This is a genomic window from Pelagibius sp., assembly GCF_028289705.1.
Taxonomy (GTDB): Bacteria; Pseudomonadota; Alphaproteobacteria; order Kiloniellales; family Kiloniellaceae; genus Pelagibius.
On the sequence record NZ_JANQOI010000129.1, the window covers coordinates 46,569 to 60,214 of the forward strand.

Here is a 13,646-nt window from a genome sequence, read left to right on the forward strand (position 1 = left end):
CTAGTCTCCTCCAACCGGTGAGTAGCCGCGGGCCGGCGCCAGCGGTTGTCCTGTGACCGCTTTCCCCTTAACGCGCAAGGCCAGCACGGCGGCAAGGAAGAACAGCATTGCCTCGCCCGCGAAGACCACGGCGTAGGCGGATGTCGGCGCGGCGAATGCCCAGCGCATGAGGTCCACGGCAAGGGTGCCGAGCAGACCGCCAAGGCCGAAGGCGATCGCCTGCGCCGCCCCCCAGAGGCCCATGCGCACGCCCTCCCGCGCGGCACGGCCGTTGTTGACGAGGGCCATCATCGATCCGATGGCCGCGACCGCGAAGGCGCCGTTGGCGACCCCGAGGGTGAACACCGTCGCGCGCAGCGGCCAGCCATGGCCGACAAGGCCGGCCAGGGACAAGGCGAGGAGCACTGCGCCGGAGGCGATGCAGCCGCCGACCGTCCAGCCCATTAGCGAACCGAAGCGTCCGCGCGCCGCCCGGCCGCAGGCCGCGGCGACGAGCAGCATGCCGATGAAGACGCCGGCGTGCTGCACGCCGGAGAGGCGGGTGGATTCGCCGGGCGTCAGGCCGAAGACCGTGCCGGCGAAGGGTTCGAGGATCAGGTCCTGGCCGCTGTAGGCCAGCATCGAGACAAAGACGAAGACCGCAAAGCGGCGCGCCGAGGACTCCGCCCAGACCTGGCGGATCGCCTCACGAAAGGGCGGCATCTCGGCCGCCGGCGTTTCCGCTTCGCCTGCTTGCGGCTGCGCCGGGCCTTCGATGCCGACAACCGCGACCAGGGACAGCAGGAAGGCCGCGCCCGCGACGCCGGCGCTGACCGCCACCAGGCGCAGCAGGGAGAAAGGCTCCAGCAGGTGGCCAGCGATGGTCGCGGTGACCACGAAGCCGGCGATCATCATCATCCAGACGATGGTGGCCGCAGGGCCGCGGCGGTCGCTGTCGACCTGCTTGGCCAGCAGGACCAGGAGAGAGGTTCCGGCAGCCCCGACGCCACCGCCGATCACCATGAAGGCGACGACCGCCAGGGCGATTCCCAGGCCCGCATGGGTGGACATCAGCGCCGTCGCGGCGGCGGCCGTCACGGCACCGAGGGCCAGGGCCAGCATGCCGCCGATGATCCAGGGCGTGCGCCGCCCGCCGACGTCGGAGCCGTAGCCCAGCCGCGGGCGCAGCACCTGGACGGCATAGTGCAGAGCGACGAGAATCCCGGGGAGCGTTGCCGGCAGCATCAGTTCGACCACCATCACGCGGTTGAGCGTGGAGGTGGTGAGCACGACGATGGCGCCGAGCGCGGTCTGCACCAGACCGAGGCGCAGGATGCCGAACCAGCCGAGTCGCCTTGCGCTCATGACGGCACCGCGACCAGGGGCACAAGCGCGAAGGCCGACACCATCATGCCGATGACGTAGAGCGTCGTGCCGGTGGCGTTGTACCAGGGGGCATGGGCCTTGGGGTCCTTCAGCAGCCGGACCATCAGCAGCGCCTGCGCGGCGAGCAGCAGGAAGACGGCAGCGGCGAAGACCGGCCGGCCCCATGCCGCGAGAAGGGCGATCACCATGACTTGCGGCAGGGCCATCACCAGACAGGCGACCTTGGCTGCGGTTGCCACGCCGAGGCTGACCGGCAGCGAGCGAATGCCCATGCGGCGATCCCCCTCGACCGCCTTGAAGTCGTTAAGGGTCATGATCCCGTGAGCCCCGAGGCTGTAGAGGGCGGCGACCACCAGGATGCGCCAGTCCGGCAGGGCCGCCGCCATCACCGCCGCGCCGGTGAACCAGGCAAGGCCCTCGTAGCAGAGGGCAACGGCGGCGCAGCCGCGCCAGCCTTCTTCCTTCAGGCGCAGCGGCGGCGCGCTATAGGCCCAGGCCAGGGCGAGCCCGAAGACGGCGGCTCCCAAGACCCAGGGACCGAGCAGGGAGGCGACCGCGAGGGACAGGGCCGTCCAGACAAGCGCATAGTAAAGAGGGATGCGTCCGGGGACGCGGCCCGAGGGTATGGGGCGGTCAGGCTCGTTGATGGCGTCGACATGGCGGTCGAACCAGTCGTTGGCGATCTGGCTGGTGCCGCAGACCAGCGGGCCCGCGAGAACGACACCGGCAAGGATCACCGGCCACTTTCCCTCCAGTGGCACGCCCGATGAGATCACCCCGCAACCGAAAGCCCACATGGGCGCGAACCAGGTGATCGGCTTGAGCAGCTCGATCATGGCCGCTGGCTGCGGGCGGCCTGCCGCCGTCTCGGAAAGAGCCAATCGCGACATACCGTTACGGTATGCTTGACACTTCAGATTGTCAATTTTGATTTACAATTTTCGGCGTGTTTGGCGGGGGCAATTCGAAGCGATAAAGCGCCGCTGCGGCGCAGAGGCCGCAGGGTCGCCGCGGCCGTCAGGTTTCCTCTTCCGGGGCGATGTCCGCCAGCCCGAAGCGGCGCAGCTTGACATAGAGCGACTGGCGGCTGACCCCCAGCATCTCGGCGGCGGAGGCCCGGTTGTCGCCGGTCAGCTCCAGCGCGGCCTCGATGCAGAGTTCCTCGATCACGTCCGTCGTCTCGCGCACGATCTCCTTGAGGGAGACGCGGCCGACCAGTCCCGTGAGCTGCTCCACCGAGCGCGGCAACGGCTTTCCGCCTGGATTATTCGCTTTCAGACGCTGGCCCACATTGCGGATCATAAAGCCGTAGCAGGGCAGCTCTCCCTCGGTGACAGCGACAGCCGAGATCTCGACCTGCGCCACCAGGCCCTGCTCGCCCTGAACCGAGGAAGCAAAGAGGCGAATCGACTGGTTCTCCCGCAGGTTCGCCCTGAGGACGCTCCAATCCACGCCCGGGCGGCCGAGCCAGCGTTCCAGGGGCTGACCGCGTGCCTGCTCTTCCGAAGCAAGCTGGGCGAGCTCCAGAAAGGCGCGGTTTGCCGTGAGGACGCGGCCGTCCAGGGAGGTGACGACGAAACCGTCCGGCGAAGCCTCCACCACCTCCATGAGCCTCGAATGGGCCGCCGACTCGCCGCTGCCGCCATTGCTCAGCGGCGCGAAGCGCACCAGGACGTAGGAGGTGTTTTCATGGCGGTAAAGGGATGCGTTGACGCGAAAGCGCTCGCCGTCGTCGGTGCCGACCTGGATGTCGTCACTGCGCCCCGCAGAGCGAAGAGTCGCCAAGAGGCTGTCGATGGCCTGGCGGCCTTCGCTCTGAAGCCCCTTGAGAATATCCGGAAAGGTCGAGCCCACCGTCTTCTTTGCGCGCCGGCCCTTGTTGGCATAGGCCTTGAGAAAGCGCTCGGCGGCCGGGTTGGCCTCGATGATCTGCTGGCTGGCGGCCTCGATGATCAGCACAGGTTCGGAGGAAACCTGAAACAGCAGCCGATAGCGCGTCTCGGCGCTGCGCTGGCGGGCGTACTCCCGCTCCACGGACTGCTGTGCCTCGACGAGACGTTGCTGCAGCACCGCGAACTCGCGCAGATTGCGGCCGAGAGCAATGATCTTGCCCTTGTCTCCGACCCGCAAAGCCGAATAGAGAATCGGCAGGTCGCTGCCGCTGGGCGAGGGATGGTTGACCTGGCGCGACCGCGGCGACTTTTCCTTCGCGGCGTCGCGCAGAAGATCTTCGATCTTCTCCCGACTCTCGACGGTCACCGTCTCCTCCCAGGGCTGGCCGAGCCAAGCGCCGCAGTCGTCGACCGAGATCTCGTCGCTGCCGAGGGCCATGTCCCGCACCACGCCCTTTTCGTCGAGAATCAGCGCCACATCGGACGAAGCCGCGAGCAGACCGACGGCGGCCTTGGGATCAAGCTTGCCCAGATTCTTGAGTGGCGCTTCGAATTGCTTCACTGCCTACACCATCAAACTTGACACGATCGCCTGATGATACCTGTGAAGGCAGGATCAGCAATGTGCCATCACCAAAGTGTGTAAACTGTCGGCCTGCAGGGCGGCATGATGGCCGTCGACGGCCATCGCATCCGCGCCGACTTGTGTAACGCACTTGGGATGCTCGACGAACACCCGTCCGCCAACGATGACCGAAAGGCTCTCGTTGCGCGAGACCCTTCTCACCTCGTTAATCTCCGCTGCGAGCGCCTCGAGGCCGTCATCGCAGCTCAAGGAAAGACCGAGCACCGCATACCACTCCTGGCGGACCAGGTCGGCGACGTGGCGCTTCTCGGTGACCGGTTCGGCCATTACGTCCCAACCCGCGCGGCGCAGGAACTCTGCGACCATCAGGGCGCCGAAGTTATGCTGTTCGCCGGGCGCGGGGGCAATGAGGGCACGGCGTCCCTGCTGCCAGGGGATCGTCTCGCCCTGCGTTGCAAAGCTCAGGTTGCGCAGGATCTGCTGCAAGCGGCCCAGCCCGATGGTGACGTCCGTGAAGGTACAGAGGTCCTGCTTCCAAAGCTCTCCCAGATGCTTGGCGGCTGGCGCCAGGAGATCCAGGAAGATGCTCTCGAGCGCGACCCCGCGCTCGCGCAGGAGGTCGACGTAGCGCTGCGCCATTGTGGCGTCGCTCTTCAGAACCAGGCTCGTCAGCTCGGTGATGTCGTCGACGCAAGGCTTGGCCTGTTCCACCTGCTCGCCGTTGCATTCAGGGGGCGTCGTCTTGTGGGCGAGGACCAGCCGCGGGATGATCTCTCCCTCGATGGTCTTGACCAGACGGTCAAAGCGTACGTCAGACCCGTCCACCGCTGCGACGTGGCTGAAGTCAGCCGGGGGCGGGTTATAGTTCCGGACCTGCTCTTCGGTCCCGAAAAAGTCCTTCTCCTGGCCTTCGTCCCTAAAGCTTGCCATTGCCTTCCTCCCTTGAGGCGAGCGTGCAGGCTGCTTGTTCGGCGAAGGCGGCTATCGTCAGTCTTCAAGCGCCGGTCCGGAGCTAGATCTGCCTACCTGATCGATTTATCCCCTGAAAAGAACGTCCCCTTGAAGTTGATAGTCCCCTTCGCGTCCGCCTTCTTTGCACTCTGGCTTTGGGCATCTGCGCGAACCATTGAACTTTTTTGCAAGCACGCCTGTCAACCCATCTTCACGTGAGAAAAAGTTGACATAACACTTTTTGTTGTCTGGCTCTTTGTTGGACCGGCGAAGCCGCAGCCACGCAGGCTCTTGGCCTTGGCCGCAGGGACACGATCAGAACCGCCGCCCCCCATTCATCCACAGGCTGTGGAAAAAACACTGCTGTACCGCCGGTCTTGAGGGCAATGCAACGGCTCTTCCCGTGAGCGACTCGGCTTGCCGGAGTCTGTCTGCCGGGCCCGCGCCGCAGCCCTCGAAATTGTCGAATGTCCATTTTAATTTACGTCTATTAAACTTGACACTCGGAACGAAGCCGTCCTAGAGTCTTCGCAACAAAACAGAGGGCGCGTGGGGAGGAGTTCGGTGCAGACCTTCCAACCCTGGCACGAAAGCGGCTCGACGGGATCAAGGGGGCCTTACAACGGACCGGCTCCCACAGCTTGGATCTAGGCAGTCACCCGGCCAGGCCAGACAAGGCAAAGCACCTTACCTTCCGCAGCATCAAGACCGGCTGACGGCCGGCGCGCCCAGGAGCACCGCTCAGGTGGGAGGGCAACATGATCTTTGCGTCCGGAGTGCTCGATCGCTGTATCGGAGCGTTCGACTGCTGTCCCTGGCAAGCCCATGCCGGCGCCAGCACCTTCGAGAGATTGAAGACGACGCCGACTCGCAAGGCCCTCTACACCGCCGAGCAGCGCCGGCGCCGGGACAGCTCTCGCTGGACTCTGGTGCAGGGAATCTTGGCACCACTGCAGTTCGCGGTCTTCCTGGTCAGCGTCTATCTGGTGATGGCCTACCTGGCGACCGGTGAAGGCTACGCCCTCGCCACGGGATCGATCGTGGTCAAGACCCTGGTGCTCTACACGATCATGATCACCGGCTCGCTGTGGGAACGCGACGTCTTCGGGCGCTATCTCTTCGCGCCGGCGTTCTTCTGGGAAGACGTGGTCAGCATGCTGGTGCTGGGGCTTCACACCGCCTACCTGGTCGCCCTCTTGGCCGGGCTGCTGGCTCCCTATGAGCTGATGCTGCTGGCACTGGCGGCTTATGTCACCTACGTCGTCAACGCCGCCCAGTTCGTCTTGAAGCTGCGCGCCGCGCGACTCGAGCGGCAGCGCAGCGACGAGACCCTCGGCCTGGTAAGCCTCGCAAAATGAACAGTCCCGCCGCAGCCGTCTCGCCGGTCGCCGCAGACGGCTGCGGCGTTGGGGCCGATGCGGATGAACGGCCCATCCTGCGCGAAAGGGGCCAGCGGGAAGTCTTCTGCGGGCTGACCGGAATCATCTGGCTGCACCGCAAGATCCAGGATGCCTTCTTTCTGGTGGTCGGGTCGCGGACCTGCGCGCATCTGATCCAGTCCGCCGCCGGTGTGATGATCTTCGCCGAACCCCGATTCGCAACCGCCATCATCGACGAACGCGATCTCGCGGGCCTTGCCGACGCCAACGACGAGCTGGACCGGGTCGTCGAGCGCCTGCTGTCCCGCCGGCCGGATATCCGCATGCTCTTTCTTGTCGGATCCTGCCCCTCGGAGGTGATCAAGCTCGATCTTTCCCGGGCGGCTCAGCGGCTGTCCCACAAGCACGCGCCGGCGGTGCGGGTGCTGAACTACTCCGGCAGCGGGATCGAAACCACCTTCACGCAGGGCGAGGATGCCTGCCTGGCGTCGCTGGTGCCCTGCCTGCCCGCGATGCCCGAAGACGGCAAGGCATCACTGCTCGTGGTCGGTGCCCTGGCCGATGTGGTCGAAGATCAGCTCCGACGGCTGTTCGACGACCTCGGGGTCGGGCCGGTCGACTTTTTCCCACCCAGGATGGCGAAGACCCTCCCGGCGGTCGGCCCGACCACCCGCTTTCTGCTGGCCCAGCCCTTTCTCGCCGACACGGCCCGGGCGCTGGAGGAACGCGGTGCGCGCCACCTCCCGGCGCCCTTTCCACTTGGCGCGGAGGGGACGACGGCCTGGTTGGAAGCGGCTGCCAATGCCTGGGGCGTCGAGCCGGAGCGTTTCCGCCGGGTCACGGCGGCGGGCCGCGAGCGGGCCGACCGTGCCGTGGCACGCTACCGCGAAGTCCTTGCCGGCCGGCGCGTCTTCTTCTTTCCGGATTCGCAGCTCGAAATCCCCATCGCCCGTTTCCTGGCGCGGGAGCTGGCGATGACGCCGCTGGAGGTGGGAACGCCCTATCTGCATCGGCAACACCTGGCCGCCGAACTCGCGCTTCTGCCGGAAACGGCAAAGCTGAGCGAAGGCCAGGACGTAGAGCGCCAGCTCGATCGCTGCCTCGCGGCGCGTCCCGACATCACGGTTTGCGGACTGGGACTTGCCAATCCGCTGGAAGCTGAGGGCCTGACCACCAAGTGGTCCATCGAGCTGCTGTTCACGCCGGTCCACGGCTACGAGCAGGCCGGCGATCTTGCCGAACTCTTTGCGCGGCCCCTGCAGCGCCGCCAGGCACTGGCGGTCTAGGGCCATGCAGCTCACGGTCTGGACATACGAGGGCCCGCCGCATGTCGGCGCCATGCGGATCGCCACCGCGATGGAGGGCTTGCACTACGTGCTCCACGCGCCGCAGGGCGATACCTACGCCGACCTGCTGTTCACCATGATCGAGCGGCGCGACCGGCGCCCGCCGGTGACCTACACCACCTTCCAGGCCCGCGATCTGGGCGGCGACACGGCGAACCTCTTCAAGACCGCCGTGCAGGAAGCCTACGAGCGCTTCAAGCCGGAGGCCCTGCTGGTCGGCGCGTCCTGTACCGCCGAGTTGATCCAGGACGACCCCGGCGGCCTCGCCAAGGCCCTGAACCTGCCGGTGCCGGTGGTCCCCTTGGAGCTGCCCTCCTACCAGCGCAAGGAGAACTGGGGCGCGGCGGAGACCTTCTACCGGCTGGTGCGCGGTCTTGCCGGGCCGCAGGCCCCGGCGCCCGGAACGCCGCGGCGGGACCGCCCGGACGGGCAGAAGCCCAGCTGCAACATCCTGGGACCGACGGCGCTCGGGTTCCGGCACCGCGACGACGTGCAGGAGATCACGCGCCTGCTCGATTCGCTGGGCGTAGCGGTGAAGGTCGTCGCACCGCTCGGCGCAAGACCCGCCGATCTGGCGCGCCTCGGCGAAGCGGACTTCAACGTGGTGCTTTATCCGGAGGTGGCCGACACCGCCGCGCGCTGGCTGGAACGGACCTTCAAGCAGCCGCGGGTGACCACGGTGCCCATCGGCGTGGGGGCGACAGAGGACTTCATAGCGGAAGTCGAGGCGCTCTGTTTCGGCGGAGAACCTTCACATCCCGACACCGCTTCATCGCGCCTGCCCTGGCACGCGCGCTCCATCGACTCGACCTATCTGAACGGCAAGCGGGTCTTCATCTTCGGCGACGCGACCCATGCCGTCGCCGCGGCCCGGGTCGCCACCGAGGAACTCGGCTTCAAGGTGGTCGGCCTCGGCACCTACAGCCGCGAGTTCGCACGCGATCTGCGCAGTGCCGCCGAGCGCTACGAGGTGGAGCCGCTGATCACCGACGACTACCTGGAGGTGGAAGCCCGCATCGTCGAGCTGCAGCCCGAACTGGTGTTGGGCACCCAGATGGAGCGGCACATCGCCAAACGCCTGGGCATCGGCTGCGCGGTGATCTCGGCGCCGGTCCATGTGCAGGACTTCCCGGCACGCTACTCGCCGCAGATGGGCTTCGAGGGCGCCAACGTGCTCTTCGACACCTGGGTCCACCCCTTGATGATGGGCCTGGAGGAGCACCTGATCGGCATGTTCCGGGAGGATGCGGAATTCGGCGCCGACGCCCGGCCTTCCCATCTCGGGCACGCCGCCGAGCCCGTGGCGACGCCGGCAGTCAATGGCCACGGCGAGGTCGGCAACGCGGTGCCGGCCAATGACAGCGAGATCCGTTGGGCCGACGAGGCCGAGCGGGAACTCGGCAAGGTTCCTTTCTTCGTCCGCGGCAAGGTCCGCCGCAATACCGAGCGCTTTGCCCGCGACGGCGGCAAAGCACTGATCACCCTTGAGACTCTCTACGATGCCAAAGCCCACTACGGCCGCTGAAACGGCGCCCCTGCGCGTCGTCATCGTCACGCTGGACAATCACCTGGCCAGCGCGACGGAGCGTGCCGCGCGGCGCCTGAAGCGCAGCCTGCCGGGCCTGACCCTCACCCTGCACGCGGCGACCGAGTGGAGTGACCCGCAGGCGCTGGAGCGCTGCCGCGCCGACATCGAACAGGGTGACATCATTGTCTGCACCATGCTGTTCATGGAGGACCACGTTCAGGCCGTGCTGCCGTGGCTGCAGGCCAGGCGCGAGACCTGCGATGCCATGATCGGCTGCATGTCCGCCGGCGAGATCATCCGGTTGACGCGTCTCGGCAAGCTCTCCATGGACGGCAGCGGCGGCAGGGCGGTGTCGTTGCTGAAGCGTCTGCGCGGGCGCGCCAAGAAGGGGGCCTCTGCAGGCGCCCAGCAGCTCGCCATCGTACGCCGCCTCCCTCAGATCCTGCGGTTCGTTCCCGGGACCGCTCAGGATCTGCGCGCCTACTTCCTCACCATGCAGTACTGGCTCGCCGGCTCCGAGGCCAACGTGGTGAACCTCGTGCGCTTCCTGGCGAACCGCTATGTCTCGGGCGCGCGTGCGAGCTTGCGTGGGCGCTTCAAGGCCAGCCTGCCGGTCGCCTATCCGGAGGTCGGGCTCTATCACCCGCGGGTTTCCGGCCGTGTATCCGAGTCGCTGGAGGCGCTTCCCCGGAAGAAGGGGCGGTCGGTGCGCCGGGTCGGCCTGCTGCTCATGCGCTCCTATGTGCTGGCCGGCGACACCCGCCACTACGACGGCGTCATCGAGGCCCTGGAGGCGCGCGGCCTGGAGGTCGTCCCGGCCTTTGCCAGCGGCCTCGATTCGCGCCCGGCCATCGACAAGTACTTCGTTGCCGAGGGCCGCCCGCAGATCGACGCCGTCGTCTCTCTGACCAGTTTCTCCCTGGTCGGCGGTCCCGCCTACAACGACTCCAAGGCCGCGGAAGAAATCCTCGCTGCCTTGGATGTCCCCTACATCTCGGCGCAGGCCCTGGAGTTCCAGACCGTCGACGAATGGGAGTCCTCATCGCGCGGGCTCACGCCAATCGAGGCCACCATGATGGTCTCCCTCTCAGAGCTCGACGGGTCGACCGCGCCCATGGTTTTTGGCGGCCGCAGCCACGAGACCGACGACCGATCGCCGGGCAAGCGCGACATGCAGGCCCACCCGGAACGCGCCGAAGCCCTGGCGGCGCGCGTCGCCAGGATGATCGACCTGCGCCACAAGGCGCGTGCCGAGCGCAAGGTCGGTATCGTCCTGTTCAATTTCCCGCCCAACGGCGGGAGCACCGGAACCGCAGCGCACCTCTCAGTCTTTGGATCATTGCACCGTGTCTTGCAGGGGCTGAAATTAGAGGGCTACAGCGTCGACGTGCCCGACACTGTAGATGCGCTGCGGTCACGGATTCTCGGTGGCAATGCCAAGCGATTCGGCACCGATGCCAACGTCCACGCGCGCATTGCCGCCGACGACCATGTGCGCCGCGAGCGCTGGCTGACCGAGATCGAGGCCCAGTGGGGCCCGGCGCCGGGCCGCCTGCAGAGCGACGGCGCCTCGCTCTTTGTCCTGGGCGAGCGCTTCGGCAATGTCTTCGTGGGCATTCAGCCGGCCTTCGGCTACGAGGGCGATCCCATGCGCCTGCTCTTCGAGCAGGGCTTCGCGCCGACCCACGCCTTTTCCGCCTTCTACCGCTTTGTCCGCGAGGACTTCGGGGCCGACGCCGTGCTGCACTTCGGAACCCACGGCGCTCTGGAGTTCATGCCCGGCAAACAGGTCGGTCTCAGCGACAAGTGCTGGCCGGAGCGGCTGATCGGCGATCTGCCCAACATCTATCTCTATGCCGCCAACAATCCCTCCGAGGGCACCATCGCCAAGCGCCGTGCGGCGGCGACCCTGATCAGCTACCGCACGCCGGCGGTCTGCCACGCCGGGCTCTACAAGGGCTTGGTCGACCTTCAGGACTCGCTCACGCGCTGGCGGGCGCTGGGGCCGGAGGCGGCGGCGGAGCGGGGCAGCCTCGCCGCCCTGATCCAGGCCCAGGCCGCCACGCTCGAGCTCGTTGCCGCCGAACCGGTCTGGGACGGCAGCAGCGAAGCGGAGATCGACGGATTGCAGCAACAGGTCCACGAACTCGAAGACACCCTCATTCCCGCCGGCCTGCACGTGGTCGGCGAACCCATGGCCCGCAGCGAGCGCGTCGAGTTGCTGGGGACCATGATGGAGGCCGCGACCGGCACCGCGCCGCAACCTCTTGCCATGGAGGCGCTGGTCGACGGCGCTTCGGCGGAGGCCGTTCTCTCCGCCTGCGGCCGGCCGGACAGCGAAGAGGATCGCGCCCGCGTCGAGGAACTGCGGGAGATCAACTGTCTGCTCACCGAGGACTATGAGATCCCGGCCGTTCTGCACGCACTCGACGGCGGCTTCATCAGGCCGGTGCCCGGCGGCGATCTGTTGCGCACGCCGGCGATCCTGCCCACAGGCCGTAACCTCCACGGCTTCGACCCCATGCGGATTCCCAGCGCCTTTGCCATCGCCGAGGGCGCACAGCAGGCCGAACGGCTGCTGGCACGCCATCAGGCCGAAGGGGAAACCTATCCCGAATCCATCGCCTTCGTTTTGTGGGGCACCGACAACTTGAAGAGCGAAGGCGGCCCGATTTCCCAGGTCATGGCGCTGATCGGCGCGCGGCCGCGCTTCGACGGCTTCGGCAGACTCTGCGGCGCCGAGCTGATCCCGCTGGAGGAACTGGGGCGGCCGCGCATCGATGTGATCGCCACGCTGTCCGGCATCTTCCGCGATCTGCTGCCGCTGCAGACCAGAATGCTGGCCGAGGCCGCCTATCTGGCGGCCGGCGCCGAGGAGCCGCCGGAGCGGAACTTCCTGCGCAAGCACGCACTCGCCTACCAGGCGGCCACGGGCTGCGACCTCGAAGAAGCGGCGCTGCGCATCTTCTCCAACGCCGACGGCGCCTATGGGTCCAACGTCAATCACCTGATCGACAACGGCTGCTGGCAGGACGAGGACGAGCTGGCGAACACCTTCACGCGGCGCAAGGGCTTCGCCTACGGCCGCGACGGCAAGCCCGCGCAGCGCACCGAGTTGATGAACAGCCTGCTGGCCGATGTCGAGCTGACCTACCAGAACCTCGAGTCGGTCGAGCTCGGGGTCACGACCATCGATCACTACTTCGACACTCTCGGCGGCATCAGCCGGTCGGTGCATCGCGCCCGCGGCGCCAGCGTTCCGGTCTATATCGGCGACCAGACCAACGGCAGCGGAAAGGTGCGCACGCTGGACGAACAGGTCGCCCTGGAAACCCGCACCCGCATGCTGAACCCCCGCTGGTACGAGAGCCTGCTGCAGCATGGCCACGAGGGGGTGCGCCAGATCGAGGCGCATGTCACCAACACCATGGGCTGGTCGGCGACCACCGGCCAGGTCAGCCCCTGGATCTATCAGCAGATCACCCAGACCTTCGTGCTGGACGAGGCAATGCGCGAGCGCCTTGCCGCGCTCAATCCCATCGCCTCGGCCAAGGTCGCCAACCGCCTGCTGGAGGCCCACGAACGGCAGTACTGGACGCCGGACGCCGCCGTCCTGGACGCGCTGCGCAAGGCCGGGCAGGACCTCGAGGACAAACTTGAAGGCGTCGGTCAGGAGGCAGCCGCATGAACATCGCAACCAAACCCATCGGGACCCTCACCAGCAACCGCTCGCGCCCCGACGGCGAGGGCAGCGTGCAGGTGATGCTCGATCCGGATATGGCCATCGACAGCGCCAAGGTCTTCACCGTCTACGGCAAAGGGGGGATCGGCAAGTCGACCACCTCCTCCAATCTGGCGGTGGCCTTTTCCAAGATCGGCAAGCGGGTTCTGCAGATCGGTTGCGACCCCAAGCACGACTCCACCTTCACCCTGACCAAGCAGTTGATGCCCACGGTGATCGACGTCCTGGAATCGGTCGATTTCCATCCCGAGGAGCTGCGCATCGAAGACTTCGTCTATGAAGGCTACAACGGCGTCATGTGCGTCGAGGCCGGCGGGCCGCCGGCCGGCACCGGCTGCGGCGGCTATGTCGTCGGCCAGACCGTCAAGCTTCTGAAAGAACATCACCTGCTGGAAGACACCGACGTGGTGATCTTCGACGTTCTGGGCGATGTCGTCTGCGGCGGTTTCGCCTCGCCCCTGCAACACGCCGACCGGGCGCTGATCGTCGCCGCCAACGACTTCGACTCGATCTTCGCGATGAACCGGATCGTTGCGGCCATCACCGCCAAGGCAAAGAACTACGACGTGCGCCTGGGCGGCGTGATCGCCAACCGCAGCGCGGCCACCGACGAGATCGACCGCTTCAACGAGCAGGTCGGCCTCAGGACCCTGGCGCACTTTCCCGACCTGGATGTGATCCGGCGCAGCCGGCTGAAAAAGTCGACGCTCTTCGAGATGGAGGGGTCGTCCGAGCTCGATGCCGTCAAACGCGAGTACCTGCAGCTTGCAGAGCAGCTCTGGGCCGGCGTCGAGCCGCTGGAGGCGGCCCCGATGAAGGATCGCGAAATCTTCGATTTTCTCGGTTTCGACTGAAGA

9 protein-coding genes are annotated in these 13,646 nt (G+C 66.7%); 5 read left to right on the plus strand and 4 right to left on the minus strand.

The genetic code is table 11. The features are described 5' to 3' along the window. The 4 genes from Q0996_RS16690 to Q0996_RS16705 all read right to left on the minus strand — a co-directional run bounded on the left by Q0996_RS16690 (window position 1) and on the right by Q0996_RS16705 (window position 4,773). Entirely contained in the window at window positions 1–1,344 is a 1,344-nt protein-coding gene (locus Q0996_RS16690; protein ID WP_299622213.1) for a BCD family MFS transporter, read from the minus strand. Beyond that, a complete protein-coding gene (gene chlG, locus Q0996_RS16695) occupies window positions 1,341–2,255 on the minus strand; it encodes a chlorophyll synthase ChlG (protein WP_299622215.1) in 915 nt (304 codons plus the stop codon). Before chlG ends, Q0996_RS16690 begins: the two co-directional genes overlap by 4 nt. Window positions 2,256–2,382: 127 nt before the next feature. Next, window positions 2,383–3,819: a transcriptional regulator PpsR gene (gene ppsR, locus Q0996_RS16700; RefSeq protein WP_299622217.1), complete on the minus strand. Its 1,437-nt coding sequence runs from the start codon at window positions 3,817–3,819 to the stop codon at window positions 2,383–2,385. Between the two features lie 54 nt (window positions 3,820–3,873). Then, complete coding sequence (locus Q0996_RS16705; protein WP_299622220.1) at window positions 3,874–4,773, minus strand: B12-binding domain-containing protein; 900 nt, start codon at window positions 4,771–4,773, stop codon at window positions 3,874–3,876. A 779-nt stretch (window positions 4,774–5,552) separates the two neighbouring features. On the opposite strand from Q0996_RS16705, the gene bchF reads away from it, so the two are divergent. The 5 genes from bchF to bchL are packed head-to-tail and all read left to right on the plus strand — an operon-like array spanning window position 5,553 to window position 13,643. Further along, on the plus strand, window positions 5,553–6,152 hold the full coding sequence (bchF, locus tag Q0996_RS16710; RefSeq protein WP_299622222.1) for a 2-vinyl bacteriochlorophyllide hydratase: 600 nt from the start codon (window positions 5,553–5,555) through the stop codon (window positions 6,150–6,152). Further along, window positions 6,149–7,459, plus strand: a complete 1,311-nt coding sequence (locus Q0996_RS16715; RefSeq protein ID WP_299622225.1) for a ferredoxin:protochlorophyllide reductase (ATP-dependent) subunit N — start codon at window positions 6,149–6,151, stop codon at window positions 7,457–7,459. Before bchF ends, Q0996_RS16715 begins: the two co-directional genes overlap by 4 nt. A gap of 4 nt (window positions 7,460–7,463) precedes the next feature. Then, window positions 7,464–9,044: a ferredoxin:protochlorophyllide reductase (ATP-dependent) subunit B gene (gene bchB, locus Q0996_RS16720; protein WP_299622228.1), complete on the plus strand. Its 1,581-nt coding sequence runs from the start codon at window positions 7,464–7,466 to the stop codon at window positions 9,042–9,044. Beyond that, window positions 9,019–12,735 (plus strand): magnesium chelatase subunit H, encoded by a 3,717-nt coding sequence (locus Q0996_RS16725; RefSeq protein ID WP_299622231.1) that lies wholly within the window; start codon window positions 9,019–9,021, stop codon window positions 12,733–12,735. Before bchB ends, Q0996_RS16725 begins: the two co-directional genes overlap by 26 nt. Next, window positions 12,732–13,643, plus strand: coding sequence for a ferredoxin:protochlorophyllide reductase (ATP-dependent) iron-sulfur ATP-binding protein (gene bchL, locus Q0996_RS16730; RefSeq protein ID WP_299622234.1), 912 nt, complete (start codon window positions 12,732–12,734; stop codon window positions 13,641–13,643). The genes Q0996_RS16725 and bchL overlap by 4 nt, the downstream gene beginning before the upstream one ends. The last annotated feature ends 3 nt before the right edge of the window (window positions 13,644–13,646 follow it).

What these genes read in the sequence shown, in the direction of transcription:
- Q0996_RS16690 (WP_299622213.1), bottom strand. Translation starts at nt 1,344, where the DNA reads ATGAGCGCAAGGCGACTCGGCTGGTTCGGCATCCTGCGCCTCGGTCTG.
- chlG (WP_299622215.1), bottom strand. Translation starts at nt 2,255, where the DNA reads ATGTCGCGATTGGCTCTTTCCGAGACGGCGGCAGGCCGCCCGCAGCCA.
- Q0996_RS16705 (WP_299622220.1), bottom strand. Translation starts at nt 4,773, where the DNA reads ATGGCAAGCTTTAGGGACGAAGGCCAGGAGAAGGACTTTTTCGGGACC.
- bchF (WP_299622222.1), top strand. Translation starts at nt 5,553, where the DNA reads ATGATCTTTGCGTCCGGAGTGCTCGATCGCTGTATCGGAGCGTTCGAC.
- Q0996_RS16715 (WP_299622225.1), top strand. Translation starts at nt 6,149, where the DNA reads ATGAACAGTCCCGCCGCAGCCGTCTCGCCGGTCGCCGCAGACGGCTGC.
- bchB (WP_299622228.1), top strand. Translation starts at nt 7,464, where the DNA reads ATGCAGCTCACGGTCTGGACATACGAGGGCCCGCCGCATGTCGGCGCC.
- Q0996_RS16725 (WP_299622231.1), top strand. Translation starts at nt 9,019, where the DNA reads ATGCCAAAGCCCACTACGGCCGCTGAAACGGCGCCCCTGCGCGTCGTC.
- bchL (WP_299622234.1), top strand. Translation starts at nt 12,732, where the DNA reads ATGAACATCGCAACCAAACCCATCGGGACCCTCACCAGCAACCGCTCG.